This window comes from Vagococcus vulneris (assembly GCF_003950515.1).
Lineage (GTDB): Bacteria > Bacillota > Bacilli > Lactobacillales > Vagococcaceae > Vagococcus > Vagococcus vulneris.
Genome location: NZ_NGJS01000001.1, coordinates 242087 through 263054 on the forward strand (window position 1 = coordinate 242087; position 20968 = coordinate 263054).

Sequence of the window (20968 nt, forward strand, 5' to 3'; positions counted from 1 at the left end):
TTGTTTTTGTTTTCTCAAAGCAAAAAGTGACACTATCTTCTTCAAAAGATAGTGTCACTCGTATAAATCAATAGTGTCAGTCAAGGTTTTGCGTAATATTGAAAATGTAATAGCACTCTTCTACAGGCAAAGAGATATTGTATAATTGTTCGATCGGTTGAAAAGCCATTCGAATGATTGAGCATAGGCGTTCCTGATGCTCGATGAAGTAATCATCCTGCGGAAAAGAATCCATCTGCTGACCACGAATCAAGCGCTCAATCATACAACTGATATGGACATAAATCGTTAATTTCTGGTTGTTATTCATTTGTCTATTCATAAACCGTTCTAATGACTCAATACAAGGTTCAATCTGAGTAATAATTTTACTACTATCTAAAATGGTTAGCGAATCAATAATCTTGTTCAAGGATAGATTTTTAATCATTTCATTATTCACTACTTCAGCTAGTTCTTTTGTTGTATGCTTTTCAAGTAGTTTCAGCAATCGATTATCCTTATCAGAAAACAAATCTTCAATTGAAATAAACAATAATCCTTCGATATAAGGATCTTTCGTACCAATTAAACCAATCACTTCATTTGACTTGAAGATTTCCATTTCGAAGCCATTCTTAAGAATCTGCTCAAAATCTTGAGCAGCAAATTGTATCGGGCTTTCCTCTGGCATGATCTTCATGAACATTTCCTTCAATTTTATGGCAGTGCCATATCCTGTACTGCAGGAAATGACGATCATTTTTTTCTTTTTCTTTTCTGGGTAAATGATCTGACAATGAATTTTCCCGCTTTCTTTCATTTTCTCAGAGATCTCAATCATACTTAATCCCTGCTGCAGTAAGTTGCCACCCCATAAAGCCATTTCAGTCGAAACATTATTCACTAAAATAATCGGTGATGAAATGCTTTGGACTAGCTTCCTCCCGATGTTATGCAGTGACCCCATATCCACTAACAAAAGTAACCCTTCCTGATATTGATTGTTCTTGATATATATTTCTACCCGTTCAATCAATTCGTCAACACTAACATCTAGTGGCATGTCAAATGAATCAAATATGTGGACCTTTAACATTCGATTAACAACACTGCTGATACTGCTTGCTGTTGCATAACCATGAGCGACAATCAGTCCACCAAACATACTTTGCTCCGTTTGATTAACACTACCCACCGCCTGTGTTAATTGAATAAAAAGTTTATCAAATTTAGTTAGAGAAATGTCCAAATTATTCTCTAGCATCTGAAAAAGAGTCGCCATATCCTGTTTCACTGATTTTTGGAGATACTGATACAGTCTTTCCAATTCAGCCTCGTCAATATTAAAATGCGAATTATCATTTTTTTTCAATAGATAATGAGCAATAATAAAGATATCATTTCCATTGAAAAAGCTATTTTTAGCATGTAGCACCATTTGAAAGCTTTCCTGAATCTGCCGGATCATATAGTTCAAAATCTCTTGTGAAGTATTCAGGTCATTAAAAATCAGCTGATCAATAAATGAGTATAGGTCCGATAAAACTTGTTGCTGGAACTCAGTCTGATCAATTGAATCTTCTCTAAGTGAATTAAATGTTCGTAATACATTAGAAATAAAACGATCGGCATATCTATTAAATATTGTCACTTCCTTAGACTCTCTGATTTCCATCAAAGGAGTAAATAGCACTGGCTCATTCAAAAATTTTTTCTCATTAAGAAGGTCAATATTTGCAGTAATCATTTCTTCTGGAATAGATGAACGTCTTATATCAACAGGGTTTTTATCTTTTTGAGCTGAAAATTCTTGCGCACAAACTCGTCTAATCAAATTCTTCACTTCACCAACATTTCCTTTATGTTCGGCATGAGTCAAAATATAGATTACTGTACTAGAGACACGTAATGAGCATCTCAAAATGTTCGCTTCCTTCTTCAACATTAAAAAAACTAAATCCCGCCGTTCTCTATATGTCCGATCAGAAAAGTTTGGAAGGTAACAGACCATTGGAATCCTTCTTAAAAAAGTCGGCAAGAAAGAAGAATGAACATCTTCTGTTGTAGCAAAAATTAATCGGATATTAGCATTCCTTTTATTGTCAGTTTCTCCGACTCGACTAAAAACTTTTTGATCCATCAGAATAAAAAGCTTTTCTTGACCTTCTGGAGGTAATCGATGGACTTCATCCAAAAATAAAATTCCTCCTTCTGCTTCCTCAATCAATCCGCCTCGATCCATATCGGCTCCTGTAAATGATCCCTTTTTATACCCAAATAATTGACTGGAAAGCAATTCAGGATTATTGAAATATTGCGCACAATTGAATACAACAAACGGCGACTTGTCTCCAAGAATCCCTTGCTGTAAGCAATACTCATACACCTTTTTTGCAAGCATACTTTTTCCTGTTCCAGATTCACCATTTAGTAAAATCGGTAACCCTTCAGGATAATTAGTCGCTGAAATTAGTTGATCAATCACGTTACTTAAGCTACCATTACGACCAATTACAGAATCGAAGGTATCTTTTTCTTCGATTCTAGCATTTTTCAATTCGGCGAAAGACGAATACTCTTTTTTAACCTCTCTCTTTAAAGCGCTCTCAACCAATTGCTTATGAAAAAATAAAACTGGACGTGTGTTTACTTTTATTAATCTGCCTTCATCCAACAGCTCATTTAAGTATCTGCTAGCTGTATTGCGTTTGATATTGAACATTTCACTAATTTGAATGGCAGTAATCGCATCCTGCTCATCGAAGGATTCATTAAAGTCAACAAATTCTTCCACATAATTCAGTATTTCTCTATTCATTATCAGCCCACCCTTTAAAAGTATAGTCAATAATATTTATCTATCATTTTACCAAACAAACTTGAGAAAACAACTCACCCCAAAAAATGAATGAATACAATAACAGAGACCATTATTTCCCGAATGATTAAAAAAATAATTAATAGGCCAAGAACTGGTTGAGTTTGAAGACTTCGTTCCAATGAAGTCATTTACAATAAACTATTACACCCAATTTGAAAATTTGTTTACTAATATTAATGACTCATAAACTTTGTCATCAATTCAATAAATTTCTGGGTATCTTCTTCTCCCATTTGCTCAAAAACATGAGCATAGCTACTTTGGATCTTTTCACAAGAATTGTTAGCACCGTTTGTTTTCCTTCCTGTTAAAGAAATTACGATTTGACGATGATCAATACTTGATTGTTTTCGTGAATTCATCTTTTTCTTCCCTAAAGCGTTCAAAATTGCGGATACGCGCATACTTGATAAATTTAGTGTCTCACTAATAAATTTTTGGACTAGCAGGACCCTTATAGATAGCAAGAAACTGGATAACATTTTCTTCTCCAGTATTTCTCTTTTTTTGCTAACTAGGATATGCTTGGTAATATTTAAGTAATAATTGAGAAAACTCATCTGCTACCTCTTCAAAAAATGGCATTTCAATCCTCCTAATTTCTGCCTAGCAAATTTTTATAAATCACGCAAAGGAGGAAGGTTATTAGCTGAGATGGCGAATATTGCTAGAAGAGAAAAGGTAAAGTAATTCATTTAGAAACTTTCTCATTTGAGGCACCTAATTTTTACAAAAAGAATGGGTACAAGGAGTTCGGAAGTATTAAAAATGTTCCAGTACAAAGTTGTGATTATTTCTTCTTGAAAAAGCAAGTTTAAAAGGATACTAGAGAATTTTGGATGAATACGCGAATAGATGTATATTATTTTTGTAGATTACCCTTACCCACTCAACGATCAAGCAAAAATTGCTTGATCGTTGAGTGGAAGCAGCATGTTGGTTACTAAAGATTTGTGAATGAAAAGCTATTAATTATTTAGCGATTATTTCTTTATGGTAACTCTTTTTTTCATTTATAGCATACTCGTTTTTCATTTAGCTTATGATGAATGACTAGCAAAACGGATGCGCGTATTACCTTTCTTTCAAGAAAAACTATTTCTCTTACACATACATTTTGTAATAACCATTACAGTTAATCTCTGTACTCTTTTGTCTTTGAAAATTTCATATAGTCTCCTGATTGAGTACGACATTTAGAGTAATCTTGTTTATAGAGACTTAATATCAAAGCATCGATTACAAAAATCAATCCTCCATTTTGCGTGTAGGCAGTCAATCTTGTTTTCTATGGATCATATAAGAAATGGATCAACATGGTTGAATAACCAGCTAACGTCGTGTTTCCAAAATTGGTAATAGAGATTACTATTTGACTTAGAACCCAAATAAAGAGTAGTGATCAAAATCATAAACAATTTTGATCACTACTCTCTTTGATTTTAACCATAATCAACTTTCTAATAGATCTTTAAACTTTATACGATTGTACAAAGTGTATAACCCATTCTTATCAACATTTTCATTTAACTTCTTGAACCCTTGTCTAGAATAGAAATTGTCATACATACATTCTCTACATTCCAAGATTACGTGTTCTCCACCAACAGCTTTACTAACTTCCCGCAATTGTAGATAACATTCATGCAAAATTTAATGTCCTGGCAAATCTTCAGAAGTATAAAAATCACTTCTGCCTAATTGTCCAATTAGAAATGCTGGAAATGAATTAAGATTATCTCTCCCCGGCATAGACCCTAATACTTTTTTTTGTTTCTTTTTTCCCATCTTAGAAATATCATAGGAAGTTAAAGCATTAGTGAAAAAACCCATTATAGAAAACTCGTTCTCATTTAATTTTTGTTTATCAATAAACAAAAAGGTTTTCCCAAACTCACTATTTTCATAGGTACATGCCTTATTATGCAAAAAATGTTCTAAATCTTTTTCTTTTTCACATGTAAATTGTTTTAGTTTATCTAATAGTTCGCCTTCATCATATAACTCTAAAAGTTCTCCTAAAGAAAAGACCACATAATCAGTCATTCAGAACTTTCTTTGGCGAAAGGACGTTATTAAGTTGACCTTGGAAATTTTTAGCACTAGAGAATTTAGATTCAAATTTTTTGCTCATATTTGCTCCTAATTTGTCACTAGTCATGACTGAGACAACTCTATCTTGTTGCTTTCTAGTCACAGTAAAGTTCTTTTGAAAACTTGAAGTTGCCATAGTACTTTCCTCCTTCAAATTAAAACTATGCTTCCACAGGCGAAATTAAACAAGTCGTAGTTTTAAAATTTTGTTCCTTTCGTGTATACTAACACAATTAAGGAGCTCTTGTAATCAAAAATGCCCACTTCTTAATATTTTTGTTACAATACTGAAATATTAAAGAAATATACACCCTGCTCACTTTTTTAGGCACCTGGACTAATTCAGAACGACCATAAGCAATCCGTTTTATCAAATTGACTTTGTTACTGTTATTTGTAACAGATTCATAGATTGTGTGGAAATTATCAAAAAAAGGATTATAGCATTCATCTACCACAATCCCTTCCCCATTATCATAATTATTCTTGATCATTTACAGTCATTTTTAATCCCTCGTAAAACTCACTCGCTAAATGCAAGGAGCGTCCTTTGACAATTCCATCAACCGCATGTTCTGGCCGGTACGACGCCAATTCGCTTCGAATCCATTGTCAAATGATTTAAACTGATGGTAAGGAATATTTACTTCGGTTAAGTCATCCGTTAAGCGAACCAAACCAGTCATTGGCATTTGATTCTAGAATTACAGGGCTTAGTTGATCTTCTTGAATGATGGCAACATGAACCAGCGTCGGTGTGCCATATATCCCAAAAGGTTCGATTCCTGTGATACTTTGCTCATTCATAATTACTTGAAAATGTTCGGGATAAGCAGACAAGCCAACCTTTTCATCTCTTTGAATTGTGCTCATAATTTGTATGAACGCTTCTAGAGAAACACTTTCTGCTTTCATGATGTGCCTCTTTATAAATGGCTTTTGCATCGTACCCTTTATCAAAGATAGCAGAGGTATTTCGGATACCAAGTTTATTCAAGGCTCTGAACAGGTGTAAAATGGCAAGTATACGAGCTGATGTTCATTACTACACTTACCTTAGCTTATCTTAGAAAGAAAATTTTTAGTCTTATATTTTAATCTAGCCAGTTGTATAAAGAGACATGTGGCAAAGGTTCTGAATCATTTTTAAACTCATCAAACCGCTCCCTTCTACGAATTCCTTCTATAAAATATTGAACAGGATTATATATCATAGTTTGTATTCTCATCATTTCTAGCTGTTCTTGGACTATTTTTGTTGTTAGACTTTTAAAATCTAATAAAGATAAAATTTGCTGAATATCTTTCTGAGTAAAAAGGTGGCTTTTCTTTAAAAGCTTTTTTAAAGACTGAGTAGAATACTCTTGTTCGTTATCTTGTTCCTTTTCAATTTCTGTTATCTCTTCTTCTCTTTTATTAGTTAATCTCTTTTCTGTAAATCTACTATCTTCCGTATTTGACATCTCCATTTTGGACTTTCCAGATTGGAAAGTTGAAGAATCTTTGCTGCAATCGCCTTTTTTGGAGTTCCCATTTTGAAAAGTCCAAAAAGAGAAATCCAAATTATTTTTTTCACCCTCTGTCAAAAATAGATAGTTTCGCAAATTCAAATCAGTATTTTTTTTCATTGACTTATGGTAAAGAAGAAATCCTTTTGAAAACATCTTTTCTAATAATTCTTGCGTTTCATTAACAGAGAATTTTTCTGTATTGAAGAAATATTGATACAAATATTTTTTCCCTTCTCGTCTACGAAATTGAAGAATATAGCCTTTACTAACTAATTCATCCCAAATTTTATCAACCACTTTTTCACTGTTTTTAAAGCGTCTTCTGAGTTCAGTTTTTCGAAGTATCCAATTTTCTGGATAACTTTGTAAATTACACAATAACCCTATTGCTTCTAAACTAAGTACTTTAGATTGCAACAGTTCTCTTGGTAGACTTTCATATCCTTTATTCTTACTAAACTTCTGAATACTATCCATTGCTAATTCCTCCATAAAAAAAGAGAAAACAATCATATGATCATTTCCTCTATTATTCCATATTCAAAATTCAAAATAAGTTTTTTCAAAACTCGCTCTATAGTATTGTAATCACTTAATTTGGTTTTCTCTTTTACATAGAAATTATAGTAATATTTAATAAATAACTGTTCTGTATCTCTATTTTCCTTCAAAAACCTAAGATAAGCATCTTTTATTTTACTAACTTACATGGTTCAGTTGCTGCCTTTCCGTTCTTGGATAAATCTACCTTTATAACTTTATCGCTTTCAATCTCAATATTTTCCATTGTAGTATATACGTCGGAATCAACAATCTTCATTCTAATTTCTGTACCATCTTTTTTGATTTCATAGGTTGCGTTTACTTCACCATCATCATCTGCTTTAGCCATACCATCCTCGAAAAAGATGATTTTGCCTTCACCTTCTTTAGTCACAAATGTCCAAATACCAGTTCCTTCAGTAAGCGTTGCTTCTAATTTTTTATCTTTGTTACTACAACCAGTAAAAAGAAACAGTGCTAGAAATAGTAGCCCAACAATCTTAAATCCTATCCTTTTCATACGTTATCCTCCCCACTAGAATCTTTTCTAAAATATTCCAGCATAAACAGATAATATTTTTTGAAGATTTCCTTTTCATTTGAAAACTTATTTTGTAAAAGAAACGCGTCAATTCCAGATGCTAAAGCTCCGATTCTAAGAGTCAACTTGTTTTCAAGGGAAAAGTAGAAAAAGAGTTCAAAATGGTGATTTCTCACTAAGATCAACTTTTCTCCCGGCTGCAAGGTTTCAATTTTATTGTTAAGTTCATACAGGTTTCTTGAGTCATCAACATTACTATTAGGAAATAACTCCGTTGGAACAGATACAGTGTACCCTGCAGCAGTTAATTCGTTTAGAAAGGCAATCCGCCAGGCTTCCAACGGATTGAACACTGATAATTCTCTGAATTTTGCTTCATTAAAATCAATTATTTTTGCCATTTACTTCCACTCCCTTCTGTCAGGCTCTTTTGAGATTGATGTACTGCCATAATCTTGTACTGATACTTTTAATAATCAAATAGACCGCATAAATTATACTAAATAAAACGATCCATCCGATAAACAGTTTCAACAGAAAAATAGCTGCTGGAATAACAATAAGAGTCACGATCACGATATAGGGAAATACCCATAAACAAGCTAAAAAGATACCTATAAAAATGAGAACTAGCATTGCACTGATTGGAATTTGAATGTTTTCAGGTAGTGATTGAATCTTACTAATTCCCCACCCACAAAAAGAAGTAATACCTTTCAAAATCAATTTGACCAACCACGCAAATAACCATCCTACAGTATCTACTATTAAGTTTACTCCATTAAATATATGCGTGAGTAGATTCATTTTCATTCCCTCCTTTGGAATTCATCTAACACTTCTCTATACATTTTTTCTAATTCTGCTTTATCGTCAGAATTATATTCTGGTGAGTCAATCAGTTCATTTATTCGAGCAAATATATATCGCTGGAAATCTATTAACTCAAAAAAAGTCGCATGTTTCGTTAAATAACCTTTAGTTGTTCTGCGGTAAGTTGCAATCCGCTCCTGATCTTTATTTCTTTGACGATATTCTCTTTTTGCTTTACGCTCCGCTTCACTCGTTTTGTAATTCAAAAAAAATCACCTTTTTCTTTTTATAGATACTTTGCTTTAACTACTATTGAATTCTTGGTAGTAGAGAACAATATCCTTTTTTAAAATTACTATCTCTATCCACAGTATATCCCGTATACGGGATATACACAAGGGATTGTTAAAAATACTTTCACTCATCTTCCTTGTTCCATTGCTAGAGAAGTAGGTTTGATGGAGCTTACTTCATCTGCTATCTCTACAGTAGGTTGTTGAATAGAAGTAGCATTTTCACCCATTTCTAAAGAAAGGTTGATGGCTGTCTGTTTTTCTAGCAACTGTTTCAATTCCTCCTCTTGTTCAAAAGGCTTAGCGACTTGTCGCTTGGCTTGATCGAGTTTTTTAACCAGATCCTCTTTTTCGTTTCTCAAATTATTGATCTTTTCAGGAAGTGTCCGCAAAACATTCGTCATGCGCGTTAGAGACCCTTTCCCATTTTTTTCTACAGCAACCGTATAGCTTCGTTCTCGCTCTAAGGAAACAATCATTTGACCGAAACGAGAAGGAGCGATTTTTAGATCAAAACCGTGCATTGAACCGATTATTTTTCCTTCCATTTCTGATCCCATTTCTATAATCGAATTGAATGCCTCTAACGCTTCCGATCGATCTTCATAAACCTGGTCTAATAGTGTCATGGAGAATTCACCATTTAATTGCTTAGCGACCCACTCATTGTCCTTGATCGTTTTTTCCAAATTTATTTGTGTATCTTCCAACTGTTTGGGATATACGTTTTCTAAGTTATGAGTTAATGTTAATCGGCTAGATTGCCAGCTGCTTTTTAGTAACTGCAGATTCATGACTTCCCGATCGACTGTCATCTTTTCTAAAAGCATAGGATTGTTGGTGGCCAGCGCTTTAGCTTCAGCCGCATCTAACGTTGATTGGTCAATATCATCTGCACTTCTAGCAATGCTTTTACCAGTCATAACCTGATTGATAAACTTCAATTTGTTTTCTTGGGTCTGCCATAAATAAGAATCAAAAGAATTTCGAGCAACATAGCGATAAATCTGAACTTCTGAGTTTTCATTTCCTTGCCGCACACCACGACCATCCCTTTGGGTCAGATCACTTGGGCGCCAAGGAACATCCAAATGGTGCAGGGCAATCAATTTATCCTGGATATTTGTACCAGTTCCTAATTTTTCAGTACTTCCTAAAATAATGCGAACGTCTCCCCGACGAACTTTTTCAAATAATTCGTCCCGCTGCCGGTCGTTTTTGGCCGAATGAATAAAAGCAATTTCATTTTCTGGTATTCCTTTTTCAACAAGAACTTTTTTCATTTCATCATACACATTAAATTTATTAGGATTGGGCGTACCAGAATCTGAAAAAATAATTTGAGTCGATCTCTTTTCAGACGTACTTTGCCAGATCTCATAAACGTTTTCTGCACATCTGAATAGTTTTCCATCCGTATAAACTGGTGCTGCTGGCTCTAACAGTCGGGGATCAATCGCCATTAATTTGGCTTCATTAGTGATTTTCAGCATATTGTCTTCTCGTGGATCTACTTGCCCCAAACGCACCGCATCTGCTCGTTCGGCCAATTCAGCCATTTTCTTTTGCTGAAATTCTGAAGGTTCAGAAATCACCAATTGCGGTTTTCCTGTCGCAATTTCAGGAACTGGTAAATGGAGCATATCACTCGTTTGGATATCTGCAGTTAAATGGAACGAGCTCATTAACTCCGGTAGATTATGGAATTTTGCAAAGCGACTCTTCATGCGGAAGCCACTGCCTTCCGGATTGATCTCTGGTGCTGTAACCACCTCACCAAAAGTAGAAGCCCAGCGGTCAAATGTATGAAGATTCATCCGAGCTAATTCATCTGGTTGAAGATAGCGCTGCATGGTATACAATTCACTCATTGAGTTAGAAATCGGTGTACCAGTCGCAAAAACAACTCCTCTATTTTGAAATTTTTCCAACATATATTGGCACTTCATAAACATATCTGTCGCACGCAAGCTGTTTGAAGTATTCACACCAGCAACATTCGACATTTTTGTATAGGTATAAAGGTTCTTATAATTATGAGCTTCGTCGACAAATAAAAAATCGACGCCCAACTCTTCAAAAGTTAGTAGCCGATCTTTGTACTCTTCATTTTGGAGGTTCTTCAGCCGTTCTTTCAGCCGTTTTTCAAAACTGACCATCTGCTTTAAACTCCAAGATTGTCCACTTTCACCCTTTTCGAGCCGGATTCCTTCCTCAAGTTCACTCAGTTCTCGCTTGATCAAAGCGGCTCTCCGCTCCTTACTTAAAGGAATTTTCTCAAATTGACTATGCCCAATGATAATTGCGTCATAGTCGCCTGTCGCAATTCTTGAAATAAATTTTTGCCGATTCTTTTTCTCAAAATCTTTTTTACCGGTAATCAAAACATTCTTTGAGGGATAAAATCGAAGTAATTCTTGGCCGAATTGTTCCGTCAGATGATTAGGCACGATATACATTGGTTTTTTAATCAAGCCCTGGTCTTTCATCATCATACCAGCACTGATCATACTAGCCGTTTTACCAGCCCCCACCTCATGAGCCATCAATGCCCGCCCATTCTCAACGATCCTAGCGACCACATTTTTTTGATGGGGTCTTAATTCAAATTGCTCATTCATTCCCTCAAAAGAAAGATAGCTGCCATCATATTGTCTTGGCCGGATTCTGTTGAACGTATCATTGTAAATCCTCAAGAGCATTTCCGCACGTTGGGCATCTTGGAACAGCCAGTCTTTAAAAGCATGGTGGATATGTTCTTGTTTCGATCGGGCCAACATGGTTTCTTTTACATTCAGCACATCTTTAGTGATTTGTTCCCCATTTACCCAAACTTCTTCCTTATCAAAGATTTGAACAGTTTTCATATTTAAAGACTTTTCAAGAATTTGATAAGCATTGATACGACTGGTTCCATATTCGTTATTGATCAACACCGAATTATCCGATTTTTTACCGTTGATATGGTACGTATCCGAATACTGATTGTATTCTACTTTTATTATTTCATGTGAAAGCTTGAATGGTGCTGTATCTAACACCTCTTTCATAAAGGTGTGATACGTGTCCAGTGGTATCCAACTGGTTCCAATATCATATTCTATTTCGCTAATCGTTAAATCTTTAGGTATGACTTCTTGCAGCGCTACAATATTTTTTTCAAAGCGATCATCTGTGCCGGCCAACATTTTTGCCAGGCTTAATTTATGTTTCACGTCACCTGATAAATATTCGTCTTTAGGAACGTACGCTTTTTCTGTTTGCTTGTCCGCTTGTAAATATTTTTCGGTATCAATAAAAATGTGGTTATCAAACTGTTCTAACAAAATGGATTCTTCTACTGGATAAATCGACAACATATAGCTAAGATCCACCCTGCCAAGTTTTGACAAGCTATGGTTCAACGCTTCAATTGCACTATTTACTTTCGTCACAGGTTCAACTTGTCGTATGGTTGCCTTTCTAAAAACGTCACCTTTTGAAACTGAACCATCCTTTTTGGGAATTTCAATCGAAGAAAGCAGAGCAAAACGGTCATCTTCATAAAATAAACGACTGTTTACTTGTGAATTGATTGGACCGTATTTTTTGACGAATTTATCATAGACTCGATTCAATTCAGTAAGTTTATCTGCAAAAATAGTATGGTCAAAATCATACTGCTGCTGATAAGAAATAACTTCAGACAAGCAATCACGGATATCGATCATACCCAGCATTCGTTTTTTCCTAGTATCTCCTAGACTTACTTTCTCAATATCACCATTGCCGTGATAATAAATAGAGCCTTCTCTTTCAATATAGCTGTATAGAGGCAATTGTTCCTGGTCAAAATTAGGTGTTTCTTCATCAATCAGCGGCAACACTTCGGGTACCTTATAACTTAATTCTACTGGTGGAATGTACTCACCTTTTACTATCTGCAATCGATTTTGTAATTGCTCACTTAAATTGCTGTTCTCTTGCGGAACAACGGTATAGGTTCCTCCACGGAAATTCTTGTATTTAAATTCACCTAAAATAGAAGACCATCTTTCAGAATAGAATTTATTTACAGTAATTGGCGGATACAACGAGCCATCATCAAACCGTTGATGATTTTCAATTTCTACAGTAGATTCCCATGAGCGTACCCCGTAATCCCTCTTTAGTTCGGCAGCTTCTTTTCTAAAGAAAAGGATATCCGTTGTTACTTCTGTACCAGCAATCGCCTTAAAAGCAGTTTCCGGCAACCTAACAGCCCCCAATAACTCTGCCCGAGTGGCTAACTCTTTTCTGAAGTAAGAGTCCTTCTTATCCAAAGTACCCGAAGAAGTGATCACCGCAACAATGCCACCCTCGTGAACAAGATCCAGGGAGTGTTTGATGAAGTAATCATGAATATAGTAGCTTTCCAAGGTCTTTTGGTCCTTGATTCTGAAGTCCGCAAACGGCACATTCGCCACGACTAAATCAAAACTACCATCGATAAATTGTGTCTCTTCAAACCCTTTTTCTTGTATATGAACCGACTGCTGCAACTGCTTAGAGAGTGCTGCAGATAAATGATCCAGCTCCACACCATATAGTTGGGAGTTTTGCTTCATTGTAGCCGGCATTGCTGAGAAAAAGTTCCCTGTTCCCATTGCAGGATCAAGAATTCGGCCATTTTTAAAACCAAGACGTTCTACTGTTTCATACATTTGTTCTATAATCATCGGGTCCGTATAATAAGCGGTTAAAACACTTTCTCTGGCACTTTCGTATTCTTCGGTGGTCACCAATTCCTTTAGCTCTTCTCTCTCTTTTAGGTAGGTATCATTATCTGTATTAAAGATTTCAGATAAGCCGCCCCAACCAACATATTTAGCTAAAATCCCTTGTTCGTCGGCAGTGGCTAACCGATTCTCTTGCTCTAATTGTTTTAACAGTCGCAAGGCAGCCAAGTTATCCGCTAGGCGTTCTTTCGGTTTTTTACCATAAAGAGAATCATTGTTTTTGTCAAAGGAGAAATCTATCGGTACGACTGAATCTTTTTTGGATTCTGCTTTGTTGGTTGCAGCAGTGACTGCTTGTGCTTCCGTATACTGATAATCAAATAAGTCCATTTCACCTTCAGCCACTTGTACTACTTCGATCGTTTCAACAGTAGCTTGCACAATGGGCCGGTAGTATGTCTTTCCTTCAGAATAAGTGATTTCGACTGGCTCAATCTCAAATTCACCTTTTTCATTAACTAGATACGCCTTGTCATTCAATCGCTGGAAACGATAGTCTTCGGGTAATTCGTTCCATCCAGGTACATCGACTAACGAATCCGCGGGGACATCCCTCAGATCTTCTTGCGTTGATTCAGCCTGATCCTCCATACCTGATTCATCTAGGTTTAGATCGATTCCATAATCTCGTTGTTGTTCCTCATAATCACCTGCTTGCATATACGCATTTTCATTTAATAATTGTTGGATACCTTCTGCTACTTGTTTCCAGGTAAACGACTTTGATTCATAATAGTTCGTTAACGTGATTCCTTTATCTGCATGGGCATAATGGTAGGGTTTATCAGGTGTATTCGCCCCACCTATTCCATATCGCTCTTTCAGGAACTCTGCTCGTTTATCTACTGAAGGTTCTTCTTGGAAGAAATAATAAATATCTCTCTTTAGATTGATCAACATGTTTGATTTCAAGACTTCTGGCAAATATTCTTTCGGTGTGATTCCTGCATTTTTCGCTATCTGGCCATGTTGGTATCGTTGATAGTTCAATCTTTCCTCTTCCGAAAAATAAAGTCCTGCAGAAACCAACGTTTGGGTGTAATCTCGAACTTGGTTCCAGGTAAGACGCGTTTCTCTTTTATCTTCTCCCTCCCACTTATCTCGAATCCGAATTCCTTTGCTATCATGATCTGTAATCAGTTTAAACTGGCCGGTAGAGGTACTGCCACCAGTGCCGTATTCTTCTTTTAAGAATTGAGAGAGTTCCGTCTTTGATAATCCTTTATTAAAGGCGTCATAAATTCGGAATTTCCCATCCTGAAATTGAGAGCCCATTTTTACGACTGAAACCAGTTCTTTATAAGAAAATGGTTCGGCCTTGCTTAAACCGGAAGAAGATCCTCCAGTGTCATTTCGTAGGCTTGTTCCTTCAGCTGGTTGATCACTTGTGTCCGGTGTAATAGTTCTGTCGGCAGTTGGCCCGATCTCTGCTGCAGTAGTTCCTGGAAGATCCTCTGTTCTTTCGTCTTCAATTGTTCCTCCTTGTTCTTCAGATAAATCATCAACTCGCCGCTCAGATACAACTCGTGATACAGTGCTGCTTGATTCTCCTGCAGATATTCCTGTATCATCATTTCTTGTTTGCTCAGTTCGTGGTTCCCGGCCATTTCTGTCATTTTCGGATACAGTAGGCCGTTCTCTTCCTTGTAATCCAGCATCACGATCGGCTCCGTTCGCCGGTTGTACGCTTGGTTTTGTTGGTTCATTTTCTCTTGATACTGATTGATTTGAGCTAGATTGCTTTGCATGGTCATTCTCCTTTGAAAGTAATTCTCTTTTCGCTTGATCTATTTGTGCTAAAAGTGAACGGTTTGCATCAATAATTTCAGGGACAGCCTCAACGAATAGTTCTGGATTTCCGACAAAAGGCTGCACGTCGTCGATGTAATCCTTCCACCGAGGAAGCTGGCCAAGTTTATATTTCAACATAAACTCACTAACTTCCTCATAATATTCAAACGAATCCGACAAGTGTCCTATCCCCCGATTATCCGAATACTCCCTAACAATCCCATTCCAAAGACGATCAACAGAATCATCTGAAATCTGGAATGCCCGATCAGTGACAGTAGTGTATTGAACTTCATCCATCAGCCAAACCGGAAAAGGAAACTCTCTTCCAGTTGTTTGAGCGACATCAAATAAGTTCACATGGTAAAATAAGCCGTTTTCTTTTTGGTGCAACACTTTAATGGCCTTAGAACCTTGCGTAACAGATCGACCAATAGATTTCCAGGTATCGAAATCTGCTAAAAATTTTGCATTTGGATTCTGACCATAAGCAAACAAAGCACTTTCTAAGTCATACTTGTATAGTTGGCTGCTAAACTCTAAGAACTGCAAAATTTCCTGTTCATTACTAGTTACCTGTTCTAATATCTGTTTGTACATTGAAGCCAAATCATTGTGTAATTTGTTAATCGAATGTTGTTGATTTTTCCATCGATCTAATAAGCCCATACATCTTTCCTCCTAATATCAACGACTCATCGGCCATGATTCTTCATGTTTCTTTCCTTCAGGCACTCGACCAGGCTGATATTTCACACGATCCTCTTTATCTACTGCCTGGAACCCATAATTTTTTACTAAAAGAGCGGCCTCTTCAGGAGAGTCCGCTTCAAAGAAAGGTTCATGAAATTGTGAATCTTGAGAAACAGCGACATACTTTTTTCGTTCCTCATCTTTGTGGATTTTCATCTGCTCTTTACCATTGCGCTCATATACGGATTCAAGTAAACGAGCTTCTAATTGCACCAGTACTCTATATCGTAGAGAATCATTCCAGTCCTTAATAAGAGCGTCTGTTGGTCGGTAGCCAAGATTGCGATAATCTTCATAATAACTGCTTACTTTTTGATTTAGTCCATGCAGCTCAATCGGGTCCAGTCCCTCGTTAATACGAAACAATTTTTGGAAATCATACTCTTCAGTAGTTGTTTCAATTTCGGCTAGTTGCTCTGCCACATTCTTACTTTCCAAAAATAAATCAAAATCCTCACCAGAAAAGTAATGATCCACATTCCAAGAATTTGCAGTTTTCCCTTCGGTATTGAAATTCGTAAGCGCCTTGTGAGTGGCCGCAACTGCCCTCCAATCAACATTAAAAGAGCTGGCCGCTTCCTGGTAAATGGGAATATTTTCTTTAGGGATGTCCAAATCATGTGGAATCAATTTTTTGAAATGAATCTCTTGACCAGTCTCATTAATTACATAAGAAAGTTTGGATAGATTATCAAAAAAACGGTGGCCCGCTTGGTCATTATCAACGCCAATGTAAATCCCCTCATGAGGCAAAGAACCTTTGGAGAGATACATTTGATTGATAAATTTATAAACTGATTGCTCCTTCAACCCTTCCATTTCCGCTAACATACAATTCTCCAATTGTGGGTTCATGGACCAATAACTGAGTAGATCAATAGGCGACTCAAAAACGAACAACTTATTTGGCGTTCCGATTGTTACGTTAAATCCGAAATTCGTTTCACTATTTTTGGCGATTCCTTTAAAGCGGCCACGTTTAAATTTTTCAGGATTGTATTCAGAGCCTACCACGGAAGCCCCAACCGCTTTGCCAGTGTCCGACCAAACAAATATACTTTGCTTGTATTTATCTTCTTGAATGAAGCCTTTCTCGTGTAATGTTTCGACTAGAGTAGCTGATAATTTCCGCTGATTTACCAAATAATCAGCTGCATTAGAGAAGTCATTATTATGTTCAAAATAATACTGAAATGGTTCTTTGGGGTTTTCAGTAGTTTCAGTCTTTCTGAGCTGTTCATGGTGTTCCTGGGTTAAATAATTCAGCGCTTCTAAATGACTCATGTCGTAAAATCGGGAAACAAAGTCTAAGACGTCTCCATGAACAACTTGACCATTTTCAACTTGAGAGTTCCAATAAAAGCGATTCTTTCGCTTGTCGATCATTAAACTGTCATGCTCGATTCCCTGGGCAAAATTGCGCATATCAATATAGTCCATTCCTTGATCATCCATGACTGAAGTAATAGAAATTTTCTTGGCTTCAGTTAATAACTTTTGGTACTCATTTTTTTCCATTCATGTCACCTCCAAAATAGAAAAAAAGTGAGCATTTTCTACTCACTTCTTCTCTCAACGATAGCTCATATTTATCGTTCTAATCCGTGAGAATTTGAACGATTAGTGTGTTTGTTCGGTGTATCCATATCAATTTCGAAAACTGGACTTGTCCTTTTCTTGCTAAACTCTAAATCATTTGCGTTCACTTGAAATACCTCTTCTTCAAAAGAAATCTGGAACTCATCTTGAACATTACCTCTATAGATTCGTTCATCTTCTCCTGACCAGTTATCCGTCCATTTCACTTCATTCGGACCAACAACAAAATAATCCTGTTCCTGTTCTAAAGAAGATAAAACCAGCACTTTTTCATTTTCTTTATGCTTAATCTTAAGCAAATTAAAAAAACGATCGTCACCGATCGTTAACTCTGAATCAGGTATTTCAAATAATCCCTCATACTGCTTATTTACTTCATTAACTAAATTTCCAATCGAATAAGTTTGTTTTGCATTTGATGTATTCGCCATTAAGCTTCCCTCCTTTTTTTTGATAATAAAAAAAGAGAAACGAATAATTCGCTTCCCTTAAAAATTGTTATTATTTTTTTCATTAAAAATGTTTTTATGCACCCATTTTTTTGCTTACGATTGCATCAGTTAAAGTCTTTGAAAAGTTCAAATGAAGATCCTTTCCAAGCTTATCTGCCCACTTGGGAATAGTTAAAGTCTTTTTAATGGGATCATTATTCCCAAGATATTGGGATAGATCAACACTCACCATAGACACAAACGATTTTTCAAAATCATATTCAAAATTAAAATCTGAATCATCTTTAAAAGGATCATTCTCTTCTAAAGATAGCGAACTGATTAAGGAAGGTTTTGGTAACTCGCGTTCCTGTTCAATATCATCAGATAATAAAATTCCTAAATAATCAGACGCCATTTCCAGAGCTTCAGAGATTGTAGAACCACTCGTACCACCTGTATTGGGAAAGTCTGGAAAGAAAACAGAAAATCCAGGGTCATAGCCTTCGCTATTTTCGAAATAGAACAAGGCCGGATAAGAAACAAGCATCATTCATTCTCCTTTCTTTTAATGAAGCAGAACAGAGTTATTTCAACCCTGCTTGCTTCAAAATACCGTTTTCTGTCCCTTTGGGTAATTTCTGAGGAACAATGATCGGCCGGTTCACTCCAGGAAACCTCACTTTTATATGAGATCCTTTCCCACCTTTGACTTTAACGCCGCCGTGTTCAATTAGGAGTTTCACCATTTCATTTTGCGTCATTGGCATGTGCACTATACCTCCTGACAAAAATATTATAGCACGTATTACACGTATTGTAAATGGTTGGCTATAATTCTATCGAGATAATCCTTGATCTGGTTGTTCTCTTTCCCTCATATTCTTCAAGTAGACTTGTTGGTTCTTAATACTTTGAAAATCTTTTCTTAGTGCCTTTTTTACTTTAGATAAATCAGGTTTTGTTGTATGGCTACTCCGGTTTTTGGATTGCTTAGAAAGTAACTTATTCCAATCAACAGAACCGTCTTTAGTTGGGATATCATGTTCTGCTTTGTACTGATTGGACATCTCTTTTAGCAATGAATTACCCAACAAGGAATACAATTCTGCATTCTTATTGATCTTAAAATCATTTGCTCGTTGATACTCTTTTGTTCCTTCACCATACAACTTCATATAGAAAGAAGAATTTTCATCTAATAAATTTTGAAGCTCATGATACTCATTTTTTTCATACGTGTTGAGATAGGTCCTAATGAACCGATCAATATCTGGTCGTATCTCGTTCATTGCATTCATGTTGTACTTCCACTTGTTACGATCTGGCGGTAAAGATTGATAAATCTTATCGTATAAATAGTTTAGTTCACTATCTGGCAGTTGCCGCATACTTCCTTTGTGTTTCCCTAATTGGGTACGTATCATTGAAGATATTTGAGCCAATGGCTGATCTCGATCCAACAACTGACTCATGACCTGGCTTCTAAAACGATCAACATTTTTCTTCGATCGGAACCCCTTTCTCGCTTCATAGGTTGAACCGTCTTTTCTGGTAAAAGTGCCGTATTCACGAGTCGGTTCAGGTTCCACGATCACAATGTGGACATGAATATGATGTAGCTCATTGTAATGGATTGCGGCGGTCCACACAGCACTATTTTTTAGCTTTTCTGCATTTAACTGCTCTTTCATAGCGACTCGAATAGCATTCATAATTTTTGGTTCGTTTAATTGATCGTTTTTTGCGTCGTATAACCCAACTTCCGTCAGCCAATTCGTGTCAAAACTAACAACGTCTTGCCACATTAGCGAGTCATTGCTTTGCGCTTTTTGGAATAATTTTTTTACTGTCAGTCGTTCTTCTTTAGTTAAGTGATCCTTGTTGGCTGTAAACAATCCTGAAGACTTTTCGGGATCCTCCATATAATGATTGTAGCCGTCACTTTCCAAGATATTATACTGGTGAAATTCTTTCGTCCGTGTCGCTTCATCACGATCAATATAATCGATATATTTCTGAAATTTTTGGTTGTTTGACATGACAAATTTCCACTTCATAACCAGTGCTGCCTTCACCATAATTATTCAGCCCAATCCGCAAACGTAGCTCTTACACCAGCAGAATCTACCTCACTAAGACCTTCTTTTTCTGGTAGTTTTTGATCTTGGTCTGATGTATTTATTTTTTCTGCATCTGTTGTTAATGATTCACTCCGACTTCTTTTTTTCGCAGATAACTCTTTGTAATACTGGCCGACTTCATGCATTGCTTTTTCCATTGGTGGCGTCACCAGCTCACCCATAGGTAAGTAGCTGGTGACGTTCTTATCAAAGTTGTAACTGTTCCATAAATGAAGAAGGGTTCTAGCACTTTTCTCAGCGTCGCCACTACGCAACAAAGTAAAATGAACTTCTTCTTGAATTTTGTCTAACTGACCGGATAATTCTTTTTGCATGGAGGTCATATTCTCAGTAATGGTCCTATACATTTCATGTTCACGAAATATTTGCTCAAGTGCTTGATATGCTGGCCGACGTTTGCCATCTGACTTTTCCAAATAAGGTTCTAAATATGCCCAACCATACTCGGATTCGTCTGCTTCTCTCAAGTTTACTTCCAATTTTTTCATCAGGAGTTCTCCTTCCGAATGTCAATAAATTCATTCAAGGCTTTGGTATTTTCTTTGAGCACAAGAAGCATATTTTGCGAAACTTCTTGGACCAACGTTTCATACTTCTTATTCAGACCTTCCACTTCCGAATACATCACATGGTGCTCTAAAAGTCGGCGGATGTATTCTTCCCTAGACTGACTATTTTTTTTCGCCAGCTCATCAAGAGCGGCGACTGTTTTTGCGGGTAAGTTTCTAATTATAATGTTACTCAAATTATCAAATCCTTTGTCAATTTTTCAAAGTAAGGGAAACCGAATGTGTTCGGAGAACTTACAAATCCCTGACATTGTGAAACAATGAGA

General features: G+C 36.3%; 19 protein-coding genes. All 19 read right to left on the minus strand.

What is annotated here, in order from left to right:
• Positions 1 to 76 precede the first annotated feature (76 nt).
• The gene (locus tag CBF37_RS01155) at positions 77 to 2800 is read right to left on the minus strand and encodes a sigma 54-interacting transcriptional regulator (protein WP_087040388.1); all 2724 of its coding nucleotides are present in this window, start codon (positions 2798 to 2800) and stop codon (positions 77 to 79) included.
• A 236-nt stretch (positions 2801 to 3036) separates the two neighbouring features.
• Positions 3037 to 3267 carry a hypothetical protein gene (locus tag CBF37_RS01160; RefSeq protein WP_165866592.1) on the minus strand — a complete coding sequence of 77 codons (231 nt, stop codon included), beginning with the start codon at positions 3265 to 3267 and terminating at the stop codon, positions 3037 to 3039.
• A gap of 1249 nt (positions 3268 to 4516) precedes the next feature.
• Positions 4517 to 4909 carry a hypothetical protein gene (locus CBF37_RS01165; protein ID WP_002350313.1) on the minus strand — a complete coding sequence of 131 codons (393 nt, stop codon included), beginning with the start codon at positions 4907 to 4909 and terminating at the stop codon, positions 4517 to 4519.
• Complete coding sequence (locus tag CBF37_RS01170; protein ID WP_002350314.1) at positions 4902 to 5093, minus strand: hypothetical protein; 192 nt, start codon at positions 5091 to 5093, stop codon at positions 4902 to 4904. The genes CBF37_RS01165 and CBF37_RS01170 overlap by 8 nt, the downstream gene beginning before the upstream one ends.
• Before the next feature lie 521 nt (positions 5094 to 5614).
• A complete protein-coding gene (locus CBF37_RS01175; protein ID WP_105467012.1) occupies positions 5615 to 5872 on the minus strand; it encodes a hypothetical protein in 258 nt (85 codons plus the stop codon).
• A 179-nt stretch (positions 5873 to 6051) separates the two neighbouring features.
• A complete protein-coding gene (locus CBF37_RS01180; protein WP_111231129.1) occupies positions 6052 to 6945 on the minus strand; it encodes a hypothetical protein in 894 nt (297 codons plus the stop codon).
• A gap of 214 nt (positions 6946 to 7159) precedes the next feature.
• Positions 7160 to 7531, minus strand: a complete 372-nt coding sequence (locus CBF37_RS01185) for a hypothetical protein (RefSeq protein WP_002350179.1) — start codon at positions 7529 to 7531, stop codon at positions 7160 to 7162.
• Positions 7528 to 7953: a hypothetical protein gene (locus tag CBF37_RS01190; RefSeq protein ID WP_002350178.1), complete on the minus strand. Its 426-nt coding sequence runs from the start codon at positions 7951 to 7953 to the stop codon at positions 7528 to 7530. Before CBF37_RS01190 ends, CBF37_RS01185 begins: the two co-directional genes overlap by 4 nt.
• 19 nt (positions 7954 to 7972) lie before the next feature.
• Positions 7973 to 8359, minus strand: a complete 387-nt coding sequence (locus CBF37_RS01195) for a hypothetical protein (protein ID WP_105467011.1) — start codon at positions 8357 to 8359, stop codon at positions 7973 to 7975.
• 2 nt (positions 8360 to 8361) lie between these two features.
• Positions 8362 to 8631, minus strand: a complete 270-nt coding sequence (locus CBF37_RS01200; protein WP_002350176.1) for a hypothetical protein — start codon at positions 8629 to 8631, stop codon at positions 8362 to 8364.
• Between the two features lie 155 nt (positions 8632 to 8786).
• The gene (locus tag CBF37_RS01205; RefSeq protein WP_420824155.1) at positions 8787 to 14690 is read right to left on the minus strand and encodes an SNF2-related protein; all 5904 of its coding nucleotides are present in this window, start codon (positions 14688 to 14690) and stop codon (positions 8787 to 8789) included.
• Positions 14691 to 14737: 47 nt separating this feature from the next.
• Positions 14738 to 15169 (minus strand): TnpV protein, encoded by a 432-nt coding sequence (locus CBF37_RS11925; protein ID WP_111231128.1) that lies wholly within the window; start codon positions 15167 to 15169, stop codon positions 14738 to 14740.
• 724 nt (positions 15170 to 15893) lie between these two features.
• On the minus strand, positions 15894 to 17477 hold the full coding sequence (locus CBF37_RS01210) for a DUF3991 domain-containing protein (protein ID WP_002350174.1): 1584 nt from the start codon (positions 17475 to 17477) through the stop codon (positions 15894 to 15896).
• Between the two features lie 71 nt (positions 17478 to 17548).
• Positions 17549 to 17989, minus strand: a complete 441-nt coding sequence (locus CBF37_RS01215) for a hypothetical protein (RefSeq protein WP_002350173.1) — start codon at positions 17987 to 17989, stop codon at positions 17549 to 17551.
• 94 nt (positions 17990 to 18083) lie between these two features.
• The gene (locus CBF37_RS01220) at positions 18084 to 18539 is read right to left on the minus strand and encodes a type II toxin-antitoxin system HicB family antitoxin (protein WP_042958047.1); all 456 of its coding nucleotides are present in this window, start codon (positions 18537 to 18539) and stop codon (positions 18084 to 18086) included.
• A 37-nt stretch (positions 18540 to 18576) separates the two neighbouring features.
• Positions 18577 to 18759 (minus strand): type II toxin-antitoxin system HicA family toxin, encoded by a 183-nt coding sequence (locus CBF37_RS01225; protein ID WP_002350171.1) that lies wholly within the window; start codon positions 18757 to 18759, stop codon positions 18577 to 18579.
• Between the two features lie 69 nt (positions 18760 to 18828).
• Positions 18829 to 20070, minus strand: coding sequence for a MobP2 family relaxase (gene mobP2, locus CBF37_RS01230; RefSeq protein WP_002350170.1), 1242 nt, complete (start codon positions 20068 to 20070; stop codon positions 18829 to 18831).
• Positions 20071 to 20072: 2 nt separating this feature from the next.
• A complete protein-coding gene (locus CBF37_RS01235) occupies positions 20073 to 20621 on the minus strand; it encodes a hypothetical protein (RefSeq protein WP_002350169.1) in 549 nt (182 codons plus the stop codon).
• Positions 20621 to 20878, minus strand: coding sequence for a FitA-like ribbon-helix-helix domain-containing protein (locus CBF37_RS01240; protein ID WP_002350168.1), 258 nt, complete (start codon positions 20876 to 20878; stop codon positions 20621 to 20623). The genes CBF37_RS01235 and CBF37_RS01240 overlap by 1 nt, the downstream gene beginning before the upstream one ends.
• Positions 20879 to 20968: the final 90 nt, after the last annotated feature.

Bases quoted from the DNA above. Each gene is read 5' to 3' on its own strand.
- CBF37_RS01155 (WP_087040388.1), bottom strand. From the start codon at position 2,800: ATGAATAGAGAAATACTGAATTATGTGGAAGAATTTGTTGACTTTAAT.
- CBF37_RS01160 (WP_165866592.1), bottom strand. From the start codon at position 3,267: ATGCGCGTATCCGCAATTTTGAACGCTTTAGGGAAGAAAAAGATGAAT.
- CBF37_RS01165 (WP_002350313.1), bottom strand. From the start codon at position 4,909: ATGACTGATTATGTGGTCTTTTCTTTAGGAGAACTTTTAGAGTTATAT.
- CBF37_RS01170 (WP_002350314.1), bottom strand. From the start codon at position 5,093: ATGGCAACTTCAAGTTTTCAAAAGAACTTTACTGTGACTAGAAAGCAA.
- CBF37_RS01175 (WP_105467012.1), bottom strand. From the start codon at position 5,872: ATGAAAGCAGAAAGTGTTTCTCTAGAAGCGTTCATACAAATTATGAGC.
- CBF37_RS01180 (WP_111231129.1), bottom strand. From the start codon at position 6,945: ATGGATAGTATTCAGAAGTTTAGTAAGAATAAAGGATATGAAAGTCTA.
- CBF37_RS01185 (WP_002350179.1), bottom strand. From the start codon at position 7,531: ATGAAAAGGATAGGATTTAAGATTGTTGGGCTACTATTTCTAGCACTG.
- CBF37_RS01190 (WP_002350178.1), bottom strand. From the start codon at position 7,953: ATGGCAAAAATAATTGATTTTAATGAAGCAAAATTCAGAGAATTATCA.
- CBF37_RS01195 (WP_105467011.1), bottom strand. From the start codon at position 8,359: ATGAATCTACTCACGCATATATTTAATGGAGTAAACTTAATAGTAGAT.
- CBF37_RS01205 (WP_420824155.1), bottom strand. From the start codon at position 14,690: ATGGGCTCTCAATTTCAGGATGGGAAATTCCGAATTTATGACGCCTTT.
- CBF37_RS11925 (WP_111231128.1), bottom strand. From the start codon at position 15,169: ATGACCATGCAAAGCAATCTAGCTCAAATCAATCAGTATCAAGAGAAA.
- CBF37_RS01210 (WP_002350174.1), bottom strand. From the start codon at position 17,477: ATGGAAAAAAATGAGTACCAAAAGTTATTAACTGAAGCCAAGAAAATT.
- CBF37_RS01215 (WP_002350173.1), bottom strand. From the start codon at position 17,989: ATGGCGAATACATCAAATGCAAAACAAACTTATTCGATTGGAAATTTA.
- CBF37_RS01220 (WP_042958047.1), bottom strand. From the start codon at position 18,539: ATGCTTGTTTCTTATCCGGCCTTGTTCTATTTCGAAAATAGCGAAGGC.
- CBF37_RS01225 (WP_002350171.1), bottom strand. From the start codon at position 18,759: ATGCCAATGACGCAAAATGAAATGGTGAAACTCCTAATTGAACACGGC.
- mobP2 (WP_002350170.1), bottom strand. From the start codon at position 20,070: ATGGTGAAGGCAGCACTGGTTATGAAGTGGAAATTTGTCATGTCAAAC.
- CBF37_RS01235 (WP_002350169.1), bottom strand. From the start codon at position 20,621: ATGAAAAAATTGGAAGTAAACTTGAGAGAAGCAGACGAATCCGAGTAT.